Source organism: Streptomyces sp. NPDC093097 (assembly GCF_044754325.1).
Taxonomy (GTDB): domain Bacteria; phylum Actinomycetota; class Actinomycetes; order Streptomycetales; family Streptomycetaceae; genus Streptomyces.
Genome location: NZ_JBIVOW010000010.1, coordinates 285,390 through 300,521 on the forward strand (window position 1 = coordinate 285,390; position 15,132 = coordinate 300,521).

The window sequence follows — 15,132 nt, forward strand, 5'->3', positions numbered from 1 at the left end:
TCCGTCCCGGCCGGTGCCGTCCCATCCGCGTACCTACTCATCTCGGCGTCTGAGTACGGATACTCAAAGCTGAGCACCCCGCCCCAGAGCACCGGCGCCGGGCCCGCGGACCCCCTACGATCGGCCGGGTGTCCGTACTTCCCTTGGTCTTCACCAGCGGCTGGGCGAGCGGGATCAACGCCTACGCCGTCGTCCTGCTCCTCGGCCTGCTCGGCGCGACCGGTGTCTCCGACGAGGTCCCCGCCGCGCTGGAGCGCCCCGATGTGCTGATCGTCGCGGGGGTGCTCTTCCTGGCCGAGGCGGTCGCCGACAAGATCCCGTACGTGGACTCGGTCTGGGACACCGTGCACACGGTGATCCGGCCGATCGCCGGCGGGGTGGTGGCGGCGCTGCTGGCCGGGCACGACGGGTCGCTGCCGCAGCTCGCCGCGGGCGCCGTGGGCGGCTCCACGGCGCTGGTGAGCCATCTGGTCAAGGCGGGCACCCGGATCGCGGTCAACACCTCCCCGGAGCCGGCCAGCAACATCGTGCTGAGCCTGGCGGAGGACCTGGGGGTCGCCGGGATCGTCGCGTTCGCGCTGTTCCACCCGTGGATCGCGGCGGGCCTGGCGGCGGTGCTGCTGGTCGCGGGGATCGCGGTGGTGGTCTTCCTGTGGTCGCGGATCCGCCGGTACCTGCGGCGCCGGCGGGAACGGCGCGCGGCCCGGCAGCCGGCCGCCGCCACGACCGGGAGCACCGCGCCGCCGGCCGGCTGAGCCGCTCGCGGGCGGACCGGGCACCGGCCGGGCCGCAGCGGTACGAACCGCCCCCACCTGCGGTTTCGGGGGCGACGGGCGGGCGTTGTCAGTGCCGCCGGATACAGTCGCAGGCATGGCAGGGATTGCGGTGATCGGCGCCGGGATGGGCGCCATGGCGGCCGCCGCCCGGCTGGCCGTTGCGGGCCACCGGGTGGCGGTGTTCGAGCGCGGTGCGACGTACGGCGGCGCGCTGGGCCGGTTCGAGCGGGACGGCTTCGCCTTCGACACGGGGCCCGGACTGCTGCATCTGCCGGCGGTCTACCGCGATCTGTTCGTCAAGACCGGCCGCGAGCCGCTGGAGCGCTGCGTCGAGCTCACCCAGGTCGATCCGGCCGGCCGGCACGTCTTCGCCGACGGCACCACCGCGACGCTGCCGAACGCCTCGCGCGCCGGCGTCCTCGCCGCCCTGGACGAGGCGCTGGGCGCGGGCGTCGGCGAGCGCTGGAGCGACCTGCTGGTGCGCGCCCGCGAGGCGTGGGACGCCACCCGCCGGCCGCTCCTGGAGGAGCCGCTGTGGGCGGACTGGCAGGTGCTGGGGCGCGATCCGTATCCGGCGCTGCGCCGGCGCGGGCTGTTCGGACTGCGCGGCGGCAAGGGCCCGACCACGGCCACCCTCGCCGAGGTCGCCCGGCGCGAGCTCGCCGATCCCCGGCTGGTCGCCCTGCTGGAGAGCCACGCCCTGGCCTACGGCTTCGATCCGCGCACCGCCCCGGCGAGCGCGGCCGTGCTGCCGTACATGGAGCAGACCTTCGGCAGTTGGTACGTACGCGGCGGGATGCGGGCGCTGGCCGAGGCGCTGTACGAGCGCTGCCGGGCCCGCACGGTGGAGTTCACCTTCGGGGCCGAGGTGACCGGGATCCTGGAGAAGGACGGCCGGGCCGCGGGGGTGGAGCTGGCCGACGGGCGGGTGGTCGAGGCGGAGTTCGTGGTCGCGGGTGTCGACCCGGTCCGGCTGCCCGGGCTCTGCGCGGGCCGCGCGCCCTGGGGCGACGGCGACGTCCGTCCGGCCCCGGGGCCGGACGAGCGGGCCCCGGCGCGGCTGACGGTCTGTCTGGGCCTGCGCGGCGCCCGCCCGGCGGACGCGGTGCACCGCACGGTGGTCCACGCCGCGGACCGCGCCGCGGAGCTGGCCGGCGTCTTCGGCGACGGGCCCGGTCCGCGGACGCCCTGTGCCCGCCCGACGGTGACGGTGCTGCGCCCCGACGACCCCACGACGCGGCCCGACGACGACCACCAGGCGGTGACCCTCACCGCCACCGTCGCCCCGCACGGCCCGGTCGACTGGTCGGCCCCCGAGGCGCTGGAGCGGGCCGCGGACGAGCTGGTCGCCGGCGCCGAGGCTGCCGTGCCGGGCCTGCGCGAGCGGGTGCTGTGGCGGGAGGTGCTGCCGCCGGCCGAGGGCGCGCTGGTGCCGGGCCCGGCCCTGGCGGGCCAGGAGGGGCGCTTCCTGCGGCCCGGCAACCGCACCCGCATACCCGGGCTCTACGCCGTCGGCGGCTGGTCCCACCCCGGCGGCGGGCCGGCGCACGCGGGGATGTCCGGGGCGCTCGTCGCGGGCCTGATCGTGAACGGCGACGACTGGCACGGCTCGGAGTGAGACCGCGCCCCTGACATCGCGGAGCCATGGCCTAACTCGGGCCGCCGCGGCGGCAGTCGGGCTCCGGCGGCGGCCGCCCCGCCGCTCAGTAGTGGTACCGCTGCTCGTCGTACCCCGGCTGCTGGGGCGGGTAGGGCGGCTGCTCCCCGGGGTGCTCGGAGTGCCCGGTGTCGCGCTGCTGCGGCACCCAGACGCCACCGGGCGGGGTCTCGGGCGGGTAGCCCTGGCCGTAGTGCTGCGCCGGCTGCTGCCCGCCGTAGCCGTCGTAGTGCCCGGCCTGATAGGGCGCCCGGCCGAACGGGTCGGGCTCCTCGTAGGGGTCGTAGTGCGCGGCGTACTGCTGGGCGCCGATGTACGGGTCGGAGTAGGGCGCGTGGCCGCCCTGGTAGGCGCCGTCGTCGTAGGCCGGGTAGGGGTCGGCGTAGCCGTCCTGTCCGGGGGTCGGGGCGTGACTGCCGCCGTAGCCATGGGCGTTGCCGTCCGCGGCGGCGTTGCCGAAGACGTCGTAGGAGGCGGCGGCGGTCGGGGCGTCGGGGCGGGCGTCGGAGCTGTAGACGCCGTAGGTCCCGGTCTCGTCCGGCAGCGGCTGGGGGGCGTAGAGGGTGGGGGCGTCCGCGTGGGCGTAGGCGAAGTCCTGGGGGGCGGCGGGCATTTCACCGGGGACGGCCGGGTCCGGCAGCGGCGGGTAGGGGGCCTGGTGCGCGGCGCCGTGCGTGTCGTGGCCGGCCGGCTCGGGATCCGGGCCGGTGCCGGCGGCGGCCGGGGCGGTCTCCTCCGTCAGCTCGGAGACCTGGAGGCTCGGCCCGGCGGCGGGGGCGCGGGAGGAGCGGGCGCGGCGCCGGCGGTTCGGCTTGGGCCGCCCGCCGATCGTCCAGCCCTCCTCGTAGCCGCGGCGGACCGACAGCGTCACATAGGTCTGCCCGACGGCGAAGGCGATGGCCCCCAGCCCGATCACGACGACCGACGGGATGAGCACGCCGACCACCACGCAGAGGAAGCCGCCCAGCGCCAACAGCCGCCATTTCAGCGGGGCCTTGTGCTGGAACAGCGCCTCGCCGAGCAGCCAGAGACCGACCAGGGCGAACGCGATGTAGAGAATCGTCCAGCCCATGTGCGCCCCGCTTCCGCCGGATTCCGGCCACCGTACTCAGGGCCGCTGGTGCAGCCCGAGGTTCTCGTAGATTTCCAGGGTCGCCGTGGAGTGGTTCAGGGTGATGAAGTGCAACCCGGGAACGTCCTCGGCCATCAAGCGCGCACACAGATCCGTTGCGTACTCGATGCCAATGGAGCGTACCGCCGCCGGGTCGTCCTTGACGGCGAGGATGCGCGTCGCGAGCTCGGGCGGGAACGCGGCGTTGCTGAGCTGCGCGAACCGCTCGATCTGACGCACGTTGGTGACCGGCATGACCTCCGGAATGATCGGCGTCGTGCAGCCGGCCGCGCGGACCCGGTCGCGCAGCCGGAAGTAGTCCTCCGGGTAGAAGAACATCTGCGTGATCGCGAAGTCGGCGCCGGCGCGGCACTTGTCGACGAAGTGCTGGACGTCGGTGTCCCAGTCGGTCGAGCGCGGGTGCATCTCGGGGAAGGCGGCCACGCCGACGCAGAAGTCGCCGGACTCCTTGATCAGCCGGACCAGCTCGGCGGCGTGGCTGACGCCGTCGGGGTGCTTGACCCACTCGCCCATGGGGTCACCCGGCGGGTCGCCGCGCAGCGCGAGCATGTTGCGGATCCCGGCGTCGGCGTACTGGCCGATGATGTTGCGCAGCTCGGCGGTGGAGTGGTTGACCGCGGTCAGGTGGGCGACCGGGGTGAGGGTGGTGTCGGTGGCGATGCGCTCGGTGGCGCGGACGGTGCCGTCGCGGGAGGTGCCCCCGGCGCCGTACGTCACCGACACGAAGGTCGGGGCGACGGCCTCGATGCGGCGGATGGCGTTCCACAGCGTCCGCTCGCCCTTCTCCGTCTTCGGGGCGGCGAACTCGAACGAATAGGACCGCTTGCCGGAAGCAAGCAGGTCGCGCACGGTTCGCGCGCGATCAGTCCTGGTGGAAGCTGTTCCTAGGGCCATACGGGCAGGTTAACCACACCGCGGACGGACACCAACCGGCACCGGCGTATTGGCTGGTTGGCGCCGCTGCTGTCCACAACGTGGACATCCTGCCGCCATCCGGCGGACTCCCGCCGGGCGCCGGCGGCCCCGCTCAGCCGTCCCAGGAGCGGATCCGCTCGGCCAGCTCGGCGGCGGCCGCGCCCGGGTCGTCGGCCTCGGTGAGCGCGCGGACCACCACCACCCGGCGGGCGCCGGCCGCCAGCACCTCGTCGACGTTGCCGGCGTCGATCCCGCCGATCGCGAACCAGGGGCGCTCGGGGTTGCGCGCGGCGGCGTACCGGACCAGGTCCAGTCCGGGGGCGGGCCGGCCCGGCTTGGTGGGGGTCGGCCAACAGGGGCCGGTGCAGAAGTAGTCCACCCCGGGCTCGGTGAGCGCGGCGTCGACCTCGGCCTCGGCGTGGGTGGAGCGGCCGATCAGCGGCCCGTCGCCCAGGAGAGCGCGGGCGGCCGGGACCGGGAGGTCGCCCTGGCCGAGGTGGAGCACGTCGGCGCCCGCGGCGTGGGCGACGTCCGCGCGGTCGTTGACCGCCAGCAGCTTGCCGTGCCGCCGGCAGGCGTCCGCGAAGACCTCCAGGTGGCGCAGCTCCTCGCCGGCCTCCATGCCCTTGTCGCGCAGCTGGACGATGTCCACGCCCGAGGCCAGCACCGCGTCCAGGAACTGCGGGAGGTCGCCCTGGCGGGTGCGCGCGTCGGTGCACAGGTAGAGCCGGGCGTCGGACAGGGCCCCTCGAACGGCGGTCATCGGGCGGCTTCCCCCTCGTCGGCGGCGTACGGACCGGCCGGAACCGGTCCGTACGCCGCGCGGTTGCGGTTACGGATGCGTGGTGCGGTTGCTGCGGGACGCGGGTGCGTCAGACGGCCAGCGCCTGGGCCCGGCGCTTGACCTCCGTACCGCGATTCTCGCGCAGGGCCTGCGCCGGGGTGCCGGGCAGGGTGTCATCCGCGGTGAAGAGCCACTCCAGCATCTCCTCGTCGGTGAAGCCGTCGTCCTTGAGGAGCGTCAGCGTGCCGGCGAGCCCCTTGACGACCTTGCCGTCCTGGATGAATTCGGCGGGCACCTGGAGCACGCGGTTCTCACCGCGGCGCACGGCGATCAGCTGGCCCTCCTTCACCAGCTGCCGCACGCGGGTCACCTCGACGCCGATCTCCTCAGCGATGTCGGGGAGGGTGAGCCAGGCGGGGACGAGTCCATCGATGTTTGCGTCAATCTCGGTCACAGGACAAGCCTGCCACCTCCCACTGACAGCCGGTAGCCGGGCCTCGCCGTCGGGGGGTGCGGGCACACCGCCGGGGGACGCCCGCGGCCCCGCCGGGCCGGCGGACCGCGCTACCGCACCGCCGACTTGAGCGGAACGGCCGCGTCCGCCGCCCGCTCCCGGTCGAGCAGCGCACCGCGCTCGATGAGCCGGCGCCCCTGGGCCAGGTCCCGCGGCCGCCCCACCGCCAGCAGCGCGACCAGCCGGCCGGCGGGCCGTCCGCCGGCGGCCCCGGCCGGCTCCGCGGCGCCCGGGCCCGCCTCGCTCCGCAGCCAGAGCACCGACCAGGCGGCGCCGGTCGGATCGCCGCGCCACACCAGCTCATCGGCGTCCACATGGTGGCCGGCGTACTGCACGAACCGCCCGAACTGCTCGGACCAGAAGTACGGCACCGGGTCGTAGACCACGCCCTCCGCCGGGCCGCGGGTGATGTTCTCGGCCACCGTGCGGGGGCCCTGGAGGGCGTTGTCCCAGTGGTGGACCAGGAGCCGGGTGTCGTACCGGGTGGACGGGAAGGAGGCGCAGTCGCCGACCGCGTAGACGTCGGGGACGGAGGTGTGCAGCCGCTCGTCGGCGAGGACCGAGCCGTCCTCGGGCGAGAGGGCGACGCCGGAACCGGCCAGCCAGCCGGTGGCGGGCCGGGCGCCGATCCCGACGACGACCGCGTCGGCGGGCAGGACGGTGCCGTCGGCGAGGGTCACCGCGCCGGGGGCGACGGAGGCGACCCGGGCACCGGTGCGCAGGTCGGCGCCAGCGTCGGCGTACCAGCCGGTCATGTACGCGGCGACCTCGGCGGGCAGCGCGCCGGCCAGGGGGTGCTCGGCGGCCTCGACGACGGTGACCTCGCAGCCGGCCTCGCGGGCGGCGGTGGCGAACTCCGCGCCGATCCAGCCCGCCCCCACCACCACGATCCGGTGCTGGGCGGCGAGCACCGGGCGCAGCCGTTCGGCGTCGTCCAGGGTGCGCAGCAGGTGCACGCCGGGCAGGTCGGCGCTGCCGGGCAGGACGACCGGTTCGGCGCCGGTGGCGATCACCGCGTAGTCGTAGGCGACCGGGCCCCCGGCCGTCTCCACCACGTGGTCGGCCGGGCGCAGTGCGGTGACCGGGCGGCTGAGGTGGAGGTCGATGCCGAGGCCGGCGAAGTCGACGTCGAACGCGGAGCCCTCGGCCTTGCCGAGCAGCACGGCCTTGGACAGCGGCGGGCGGTCGTAGGGCTGGTGGGGCTCGTCGCCGAGGAGCGTGATCGCGCCGCGCCAGCCTTGTTCGCGCAGGGCGACGGCGGTCTGCACACCCGCCATCCCCGCGCCGGCGATCACCACGCGCGGCGTGCGGTCAGGGGCCTGGGGAGACTTGCTCTGCTCGCTCACCCGCCCACTCTAGGACGGCGGAGGAGGCGGCCCGCAGCAGCGCGCAACGAGATCTCTGGCACAGCGTCACCTCCCGGGACGCCGGGGCCCGCTCCGGCGGCGCTCCCTTACCGCGCCTCGCGGCCCCGTACTAGGGTGGCGGCTGCACGCACTCGCGGGAGCCCGGACGGACCGGGCTGAGAGGGAGGCTGGCCGGCCTCCGACCGTACGAACCTGATCCGGGTCATGCCGGCGAAGGGAGGGGCTGGACGCCCATGCATCCATCCACCACACCATCGAACCCGCCGCGGCCGGCCGGCCGGCACCCCGATGTGCTGGTCATCGGGGGCGGCATCGTCGGGCTGGTCACCGCCTGGCGGGCGGCCGGCCGGGGACTGCGGGTCGCGGTGGCCGACCCCGCGCCCGGCGGCGGCGCGGCCCTGGTCGCCGGCGGCATGCTGGCCGCGGTCACCGAACTGCACTACGGCGAGGAGAGGCTGCTGGGGCTCAACCTGGCCTCGGCGCAGCGCTATCCGCGCTTCACCGAGGAGCTCCAGGAGGCGAGCGGGCAGCGGATCGGCTACCGGCGCTGCGGCACCCTGGCCGTCGCCCTGGACGCCGACGACCGCGCCCACCTACGGGAGTTGCACGCCCTCCAGGTCCGGTCGGGCCTGGACTCGCAGTGGCTGACCGGGCGCGAATGCCGCCGGCTGGAGCCGATGCTCGCCCCCGGGGTGCGCGGCGGCCTCCGGGTGGACGGCGACCACCAGGTCGATCCGCGCCGGCTGGCGAGCGCCCTGCTGGCCGCCTGCGAGCGGGCCGGGGTGGTCTTCCACCGGTCGTCGGCGGAGCGGCTGACGACCGGTGGCGGGCGCGCCACGGGCGCCGAACTCGCCGACGGGACGCGGTTGGCGGCCGGCCAGGTCGTACTGGCCGGGGGCAGTCGCAGCGGCCGGCTGGCGGGCGTCCCGGAGGCGGTGCGGCCGCCGGTGCGGCCCGTCAAGGGACAGGTGCTGCGGCTGCGGCTGCCGGACGCCCTCCCGGGGGGAGGGGCGTTCCTCTCCCGCACCGTACGGGCCGTGGTCCGGGGCAATCCCGTCTACCTGGTACCGCGGGAGAGCGGTGAACTGGTCCTGGGCGCCACCAGTGAGGAGCTGGGCTGGGACACCACGATCACCGCGGGCGGCGTCTACGAACTGCTGCGGGACGCCCACGAGTTGGTCCCCGGCCTCACCGAGCTGCCCCTGGTCGAGAGCCGCGCCGGGCTGCGCCCCGGCTCCCCCGACAACGCGCCGCTGCTCGGGCCGACCGAGCTGCCCGGCCTCCACCTGGCCACCGGCCACTTCCGCAACGGCGTCCTGCTGACGCCGGTCACCGGTGACGTGATGGCCGAGGTGCTGGCCACCGGGACCGTCCCGGAAGAGGCCCGCCCCTTCTCCCCCGCGCGCTTCTCCCCCGCTTCCCAGGGGGCCCCGCGCACCCGCGCCCCAGAGGAGCTGCCCGTATGAGCGCCCCCATTACCCCCGCTCCGTCCGACGCCCCCGAGGGCCCCGCGGTGTCCGTCTCCGTCAACGGGGAGGCCCGCCGGATTCCGGGCGGGCTGACGCTCGACCGGCTGGTCGCCACGCTGTCCCAGGCACCGGCCGGGGTGGCCGCCGCGGTCAACGAGGCCGTGGTGCCGCGCTCCCAGTGGCCCGGCACCGTGCTCGGCGACGGCGACCGCGTCGAAGTGCTCACCGCCGTCCAGGGAGGCTGATCGCGGCCATGACCGACACCGCAGTCGACCCGGGGACCGCCGCCGCGGCGCCCGCCCCGGACACCGACCCCCTCACCCTCGCCGGCACCTCCTTCCGGTCCCGGCTGATCATGGGCACCGGCGGCGCGCCCAGCCTCGACGTCCTGGAGCGCGCGCTGCTGGCCTCCGGTACGGAGCTGACGACCGTCGCCATGCGGCGGCTGGACCCGACCGTGCAGGGCTCGGTGCTCTCCGTCCTGACGCGCCACGGGATCCGGGTGCTGCCGAACACCGCCGGCTGCTTCACCGCGGGCGAGGCGGTGCTCACCGCCCGGCTCGCCCGGGAGGCGCTCGGCACCGACTGGATCAAGCTGGAGGTGGTCGCCGACGAGCGGACCCTGCTGCCCGATCCCGTAGAGCTGCTGGACGCCGCCGAGACCCTGGTGGACGACGGTTTCACCGTGCTCCCGTACACCAGTGACGACCCCGTGCTGGCCCGGAAGCTGGAGGACGCCGGGTGCGCGGCGATCATGCCGCTGGGCTCGCCGATCGGCTCCGGTCTGGGCATCCGCAATCCGCACAACTTCCAGCTGATCACCGAGCGCGCGGGCGTCCCGGTGATCCTGGACGCGGGCGCGGGCACCGCTTCGGACGCCGCCCTCGCCATGGAGCTGGGCTGCGCCGCGGTGATGCTGGCGTCGGCGGTGACCCGGGCGCAGGAGCCGGAGCTGATGGCCACGGCGATGCGGCACGCGGTGGCGGCGGGCCGGCTGGCCCACCGCGCCGGCCGGATCCCGCGCCGCCACTTCGCGCTGGCGTCCTCGCCCACCGACGGCGTGCCGGAGCTGGACCCGGAGCGGCCGGCCTTCTGACGGCGGGTGCGGGACGGGGCGGGCGGCGCGCTCAGGCCGGGCCGGCGGCCGCCCCGGCCCGTTCCGCGAACTCCGGCGGGGCCGCGGTGATCACCTCGTCGAGCAGGTCCCGGGAGGCCAGCAGGGCCTCGATGGAGTCGGTGAGGCGGGCGCGCTCCCGGTGGAGCTCGCCGACCAGCTGCGGGCAGGTCGGCACCAGCCGGCCGGCGTCGTCGCGCAGGCAGGGCAGCACCTGCGCGATGGTCGCGGTGTTCAGCCCGGAGGTCAGCAGCGTGCGGATGCGGCGCACCTGGGCGAGGTCGGCCTCCTCGTAGACGCGGTAGCCGGCGGCCGTCCGCGCGGGGCTGAGCAGCCCCTGCTCCTCGTAGTAGCGCAGCAGCCGCTCGGTGGTGCCGGTCCGTCGGGCCAGCTCGCCGATCAGCAGCGTCGTCATCGCGTTCCCCCTCTGGTGCGGTACGGTCGCGCGGCCCCTCAGGGGCTGCGACCACGGCCGGGGCCGGATTATTCCGCGCCCGGCCGCGGTCCGCCGGGCCGGGCGTGTCACGGTTCCGCTGCGGTCCGCCGGGGAGGGCGACCGGGGCGGCGGGGCGTGTCGGTGCGGGCTCGTAGACTCGTCTGTCGTGGATACGACGTTGCAGGACCCTCTCGTGGGCCGGCTGCTCGACGGCCGCTATCGCGTCGAGGGGCGCATCGCCGCCGGGGGCATGGCCACCGTCTACCGGGCCGTGGACACCCGGCTGGACCGCGTGCTGGCGCTGAAGGTGATGCACCCGGGCCTGGCCGTGGACGAGGCGTTCGTGGACCGTTTCATCCGGGAGGCCAAGTCCGTCGCCCGGCTCTCGCATCCGAACGTGGTCGGCGTCTTCGACCAGGGCACCGACGGCACCTATGTCTATCTGGCCATGGAGTACGTCGCCGGCTGCACCCTGCGCGACGTGCTGCGCGAGCGCGGCGCCCTCCAGCCGCGGGCCGCGCTCGACATCCTGGAGCCGATCCTGGCGGCGCTGGGGGCCGCGCACCGCGCCGGTCTGGTGCACCGCGACATGAAGCCGGAGAACGTCCTGATCGGCGACGACGGCAGGGTCAAGGTCGCCGACTTCGGCCTGGTCCGCGCGGTGGACACGCACACCACCGCCTCCACCGGCTCGGTCCTGGGCACGGTCTCCTACCTCGCCCCCGAGCAGATGGAGCACGGCACCGCCGACGCCCGCGTCGACGTCTACGCCTGCGCCGTCGTGCTCTACGAGATGCTCACCGGCAGCAAGCCGCACACCGGCGGCACCGCGGCGCAGATCCTCTACAGCCATCTGCACGACGACGTCACCCCGCCCTCCGAGCTGGTGCCGGGCCTGGCGCCGGAGCTGGACGAGCTGGTCGCGTCGGCCACCGCCCGCTCCCCGGAGCAGCGCCCGCGGGACGCGGTGGCGCTGCTCGCCCGGGTCCGGTCGGTCCGCGCGGGGTTGACCGACGCCCAGCTGGACCTCGTCCCGCCGCGGGCCGAGGAGGCGTCCGCGGCCGACGGCGAGCCGACCGATGTGCTCCCGCGCCCGGCGGGGGTGCAGCTCGCGCTGCCCGTGGCGGGCGAGGCGGAGCTGCACCGCACCAGCAGGCTGGAGGTCCCGCCGGCGGACGCCGCACCCGAGGACGGCCGGACCACCCGGCTGCGCCCGGCGCCCGCCGCGGCGCCGGCGGCCGGCGGGCGGCTCCGGCGGCGGCGGATCGCCACGGTCGTGGCGGCGGTGCTGCTGCTCCTGGGCGTCGGCACCGGCGTCTGGTACATCAACTCCGGCCAGTTCACCAGCGTCCCGGCGGTGCTGGACATGCCGCAGGCCAAGGCCGAGCAGACGCTGCGCGACGAGGGCCTGCGGGTCAAGGTGGCGCGCGACTTCAGCCCCAACGTCGCGCGGGGCCGGGTGATGGCGACGGACCCGGCGACCGGCAAGCGGATCCGCGGCAACGGCACAGTCACCCTGGTCGTCTCCCGCGGCCCGGAGAAGGTCACCCTCCCCGATCTCGCCGGCACCCCGCTCGCGGACGCCCGGCGCAAGCTGCGCGACCTGGGCCTGGTGCCGGGCACCGAGACCCGGCAGTTCAGCGACGAGGTCGCCAAGGGCTCGGTGATCGCGACGGACCCGGCGGCGGGCAGCACCCGGCGGCCGGACACCGCGGTGGCGCTCACCGTCAGCCGGGGCGCGCCGGTGGACGTGCCGAACGTGGTCGGCGCGGAGCGCGGGGAGGCCGCGGCGACCCTGAAGGGGGCCGGCTTCCGGGTGCGCTTCGCCGACCAGCCGGTCTTCGCCCCGCAGGACAAGGGCACCGTGGCCCGGCAGACGCCCGGCGCGGGCGGCACCCTCGGCAAGGGCGAGACGGTCACCCTGACGCTCTCCAAGGGGCCGCAGATGGTCCCCGTACCGGACGTCGGCGGCCAGAACACCGCGGACGCCACCAAGGCGCTGACCGACGCCGGCTTCAAGGTCGAGGTGGACAAGCCGCTGCTGCTCCTGGGGGACAGCGTCACGTCCCAGTCGGTCGCCGCCGGTGACCAGGCGCCCAAGGGGAGCACGATCACGATCCGGCTCAAGGGAGCGCTCTGACCGGCCCGTCCCGGTGGCCGTCGGCCGTACCGGGTGCCCTGCGGACGGCCGCGGGGCAGCTGGCACCCTTGGGAGGGTGAGCACTTCCCTGTCCCCCGAGGGCGCCGCGCAGCGCGCCCGCGCACGCAATCCGGTCGGCGGCCATGTGCCGGTGGCCGGCGGCCTGGCCAAGGTGGGCCTGTCGTACGCCCGCCAGATCGGCTGCGAGGCCGTCCAGGTCTTCGTCGCCAATCCGCGCGGCTGGGCGACGCCGCCCGGCAGCCCCGAGCAGGACGCGGCGTTCCGCGAGCGCTGCGCCCAGGACGGGATCCCGGCCTATGTGCACGCGCCCTATCTGATCAACTTCGGGTCGCACACCGCGGCGACGGTCGAGAAGTCCGTGGCGTCGCTGCGCCACTCGCTGCGCCGCGGCCGGGAGATCGGCGCGCTCGGGGTGGTCGTGCACACCGGCTCGGCGACCGGCGGCCGCCCGCGGGAGACGGCGCTGGCGCAGGTCAGGGAGCAGATGCGACCGCTGCTCGACGAGCTGACGCGGGACGACGACCCCTGGCTGCTGCTGGAGCCCACCGCCGGCCAGGGTGCCTCGCTGTGCTCGTTGGCGGAGGACCTGGGGCCGTACTTCGACGCACTGGACCGCCATCCGCAGCTCGGGGTGTGCCTGGACACCTGCCACGCGTTCGCGGCCGGGCACGACATGGCGGCCCCGGGCGGGACGAAGGCGCTGCTGGACGAGCTGGTGGAGGTCACCGGCGAGGGCCGGCTGAAGCTGATCCACGCCAACGACTCCAAGGACGTGGTCGGCGCGCACAAGGACCGGCACGCCAACATCGGCGCCGGCCACATCGGTGCGGAGCCGTTCGCCGAGTTGTTCGCCCACCCCGCGACCGGCGGCGTCCCGCTGGTGATCGAGACCCCGGGCGGCGAGGCGGGCCACGCGGCGGACGTGGCGCGTCTGAAGGAGCTGCGGACGTCCTGAGCCGGTACGGGCCGGGCGGGCCGCCCTAGAGCTCCGGCCCCTCGCCCGGCTCCTCCTGGTAGGAGTAGCGCTGCTCGCGCCAGGGGTCGCCGAGGTTGTGGTAGCCGCGCTCCTCCCAGAAGCCGCGGCGGTCGGCCGTCATGTACTCCACGCCGCGGACCCACTTGGGGCCCTTCCAGGCGTAGAGGTGCGGCACGATCAGCCGGACCGGGAAGCCGTGCTCGGCGGTGAGGAGTTCGCCGGAGCGGTGGGTGGCGAAGAGGCTGTTCTCCGTGCCGAAGTCGGCGAGCCGGAGGTTGGAGCTGAAGCCGTACTCGGCCCACACCATCACATGGGTGGCCTCCGGCGCGGGCGGCGCCAGCTCCAGGATCGTACGGGTCAGCACGCCGCCCCATTCGGCACCGAGCATGCTGAACTTGGTGACGCAGTGCATGTCGGCGACGACGGTGTCATACGGCAGGGCCGTGAACTCCTCGTGCGTCCAGCAGTGCTTGGCTCCGTCGGCGGTGGCGCCGAAGACCCGGAACTCCCAGCGCTCCGGGCGGAACTTCGGGACCGGACCGTAGTGCGTAACCGGCCAGCCCCGCTGCAGCCGCTGTCCCGGAGGAAGCGCGGCCTCCTCATCGCGACTTTCCGGCTGACCCATGCCCCCATGGTGTCAGACGGCGAAGGGTGCCGATGACCAGGGCGGTATGGAATCGGGCAAACCGCACTAAGCGTGAACTTACTGGACGTTACGCTCAGGGCGGTGCGAGGATGCGCGGCACCTGCCCAGAACCCGCGCGAAAGGGGCCCGCAGCCATGCAGGGCGACCCCGAGGTCATCGAATTCCTCAACGAGCAGCTGACCGCCGAGCTGACCGCGATCAACCAGTACTTCCTGCACGCGAAGATGCAGGAGAACTTCGGCTGGTACAAGCTCGCGAAGTACACCCGCGCCGAGTCCTTCGACGAGATGAAGCACGCGGAGACGCTGACCGACCGGATCCTCTTCCTCGAAGCGCTGCCGAACTACCAGCGGCTGTTCCACGTCCGCGTCGGCCAGACCGTCACGGAGATGTTCCAGGCGGACCGGCAGATCGAGGTGGAGGCCATCGACCGGCTCAAGCGCGGCATCGAGATCATGCGCGCCAAGGCGGACATCACCTCGGCCAACATCTTCGAGGACATCCTCGCCGACGAGGAGGAGCACATCGACTACCTCGACACCCAGCTGGAGCTGGTCGAGAAGCTCGGGGAACCGCTCTATCTGGCCCAGGTGATCGAGCAGCCGAGCTGACGGCCCGGCGCACAGCGGCGGTGGATCAGGCTGCGGCGGGGAGGCCCACGGGCCCCGGGGCGTCGCCCTCCGCGGCCGGCGGCACGGGCACGGCCGGCACCTGCGGCGTCCGGTCCGACGACGGGACCCGCGCGCCGAGCACGTCGGAGGCGCCGCGGTCGATCAGCTCCCGGCGGGGGCACGCACCGCGGCCCAGCAGCGCCTGGATGCGGCGGACGCAGCCGCCGCAGTCGGTGCCGGCCTTGCAGGCGGAGGCGACCTGGCGGGGCGTGCAGGCACCCCGCTCCGCGTGCTCGCGGACCTGCTGCTCGGTGATGCCGAAGCAGGAGCAGACGTACACGCGGTTTCACCTCCGTAAGAACGCCTCACCCGATCCCTGTGATCATCGGTGAGGTAACCCTTACCTTACCTGCGACCGCGGGCGCGGGACAACGCACGACAACGCAGTGGGGGGGGGGGGGCCCGGGGCCCCCCCCCCCCCCCCCCCCCCCACCCACCAGCAGAGCAGGAGATAAAACCCCCACCGGAACGCCGTCCCCCAGCACGGGTTCGGGGTGGCCACCCGGCTCGAGCC

16 protein-coding genes and 1 riboswitch are annotated in these 15,132 nt (G+C 74.9%); of the genes, 8 read left to right on the top strand and 8 right to left on the bottom strand.

Features of this window, described 5'->3' with window-relative positions:
* Positions 1–128 precede the first annotated feature (128 nt).
* Positions 129–755 (top strand): DUF4126 domain-containing protein, encoded by a 627-nt coding sequence (locus tag ACIQE0_RS19770; RefSeq protein ID WP_384104871.1) that lies wholly within the window; start codon positions 129–131, stop codon positions 753–755.
* A 115-nt stretch (positions 756–870) separates the two neighbouring features.
* Positions 871–2,394, top strand: coding sequence for a phytoene desaturase family protein (locus tag ACIQE0_RS19775; RefSeq protein ID WP_402333743.1), 1,524 nt, complete (start codon positions 871–873; stop codon positions 2,392–2,394).
* Positions 2,395–2,479: 85 nt separating this feature from the next.
* Here ACIQE0_RS19775 and ACIQE0_RS19780 read toward each other — a convergent pair whose 3' ends face one another.
* From ACIQE0_RS19780 to ACIQE0_RS19800, 5 genes are all read right to left on the bottom strand, one after another.
* The gene (locus ACIQE0_RS19780) at positions 2,480–3,505 is read right to left on the bottom strand and encodes a hypothetical protein (protein WP_366331732.1); all 1,026 of its coding nucleotides are present in this window, start codon (positions 3,503–3,505) and stop codon (positions 2,480–2,482) included.
* Between the two features lie 36 nt (positions 3,506–3,541).
* On the bottom strand, positions 3,542–4,459 hold the full coding sequence (gene metF / locus ACIQE0_RS19785; protein WP_402333747.1) for a methylenetetrahydrofolate reductase [NAD(P)H]: 918 nt from the start codon (positions 4,457–4,459) through the stop codon (positions 3,542–3,544).
* Between the two features lie 133 nt (positions 4,460–4,592).
* Complete coding sequence (gene thiE, locus ACIQE0_RS19790; RefSeq protein WP_384104880.1) at positions 4,593–5,243, bottom strand: thiamine phosphate synthase; 651 nt, start codon at positions 5,241–5,243, stop codon at positions 4,593–4,595.
* A 109-nt stretch (positions 5,244–5,352) separates the two neighbouring features.
* On the bottom strand, positions 5,353–5,718 hold the full coding sequence (locus ACIQE0_RS19795; protein ID WP_366331729.1) for an Rv2175c family DNA-binding protein: 366 nt from the start codon (positions 5,716–5,718) through the stop codon (positions 5,353–5,355).
* 110 nt (positions 5,719–5,828) lie between these two features.
* On the bottom strand, positions 5,829–7,124 hold the full coding sequence (locus tag ACIQE0_RS19800; protein ID WP_366331728.1) for an FAD-dependent oxidoreductase: 1,296 nt from the start codon (positions 7,122–7,124) through the stop codon (positions 5,829–5,831).
* Between the two features lie 144 nt (positions 7,125–7,268).
* Positions 7,269–7,381: riboswitch (TPP riboswitch) on the top strand.
* Between ACIQE0_RS19800 and thiO the strand changes: the two genes are divergently transcribed.
* The 3 genes from thiO to ACIQE0_RS19815 all read left to right on the top strand — a co-directional run bounded on the left by thiO (position 7,379) and on the right by ACIQE0_RS19815 (position 9,710).
* Positions 7,379–8,611: a glycine oxidase ThiO gene (gene thiO / locus ACIQE0_RS19805; protein ID WP_402333751.1), complete on the top strand. Its 1,233-nt coding sequence runs from the start codon at positions 7,379–7,381 to the stop codon at positions 8,609–8,611. (Overlaps the previous riboswitch by 3 nt.)
* Positions 8,608–8,859 (top strand): sulfur carrier protein ThiS, encoded by a 252-nt coding sequence (gene thiS, locus ACIQE0_RS19810; protein ID WP_402333754.1) that lies wholly within the window; start codon positions 8,608–8,610, stop codon positions 8,857–8,859. The genes thiO and thiS overlap by 4 nt, the downstream gene beginning before the upstream one ends.
* A gap of 8 nt (positions 8,860–8,867) precedes the next feature.
* A complete protein-coding gene (locus tag ACIQE0_RS19815) occupies positions 8,868–9,710 on the top strand; it encodes a thiazole synthase (RefSeq protein WP_402333756.1) in 843 nt (280 codons plus the stop codon).
* A 31-nt stretch (positions 9,711–9,741) separates the two neighbouring features.
* On the opposite strand, the gene ACIQE0_RS19820 is transcribed toward ACIQE0_RS19815, so the two are convergent.
* Positions 9,742–10,143 (bottom strand): MerR family transcriptional regulator, encoded by a 402-nt coding sequence (locus ACIQE0_RS19820; RefSeq protein ID WP_366331724.1) that lies wholly within the window; start codon positions 10,141–10,143, stop codon positions 9,742–9,744.
* A gap of 187 nt (positions 10,144–10,330) precedes the next feature.
* On the opposite strand from ACIQE0_RS19820, the gene pknB reads away from it, so the two are divergent.
* Positions 10,331–12,304, top strand: a complete 1,974-nt coding sequence (gene pknB, locus ACIQE0_RS19825) for a Stk1 family PASTA domain-containing Ser/Thr kinase (RefSeq protein ID WP_402333759.1) — start codon at positions 10,331–10,333, stop codon at positions 12,302–12,304.
* Positions 12,305–12,380: 76 nt separating this feature from the next.
* Complete coding sequence (locus ACIQE0_RS19830) at positions 12,381–13,280, top strand: deoxyribonuclease IV (protein WP_402333762.1); 900 nt, start codon at positions 12,381–12,383, stop codon at positions 13,278–13,280.
* A 25-nt stretch (positions 13,281–13,305) separates the two neighbouring features.
* Here the strand turns inward: ACIQE0_RS19830 and ACIQE0_RS19835 are convergent, their stop codons facing one another.
* Complete coding sequence (locus ACIQE0_RS19835) at positions 13,306–13,926, bottom strand: sulfite oxidase-like oxidoreductase (protein ID WP_366331721.1); 621 nt, start codon at positions 13,924–13,926, stop codon at positions 13,306–13,308.
* 155 nt (positions 13,927–14,081) lie between these two features.
* On the opposite strand from ACIQE0_RS19835, the gene bfr reads away from it, so the two are divergent.
* Positions 14,082–14,558 carry a bacterioferritin gene (gene bfr, locus ACIQE0_RS19840; RefSeq protein ID WP_366331720.1) on the top strand — a complete coding sequence of 159 codons (477 nt, stop codon included), beginning with the start codon at positions 14,082–14,084 and terminating at the stop codon, positions 14,556–14,558.
* A gap of 25 nt (positions 14,559–14,583) precedes the next feature.
* Here the strand turns inward: bfr and ACIQE0_RS19845 are convergent, their stop codons facing one another.
* Positions 14,584–14,898 (bottom strand): bacterioferritin-associated ferredoxin, encoded by a 315-nt coding sequence (locus ACIQE0_RS19845; RefSeq protein ID WP_384104901.1) that lies wholly within the window; start codon positions 14,896–14,898, stop codon positions 14,584–14,586.
* Between the last annotated feature and the right edge of the window lie 234 nt (positions 14,899–15,132).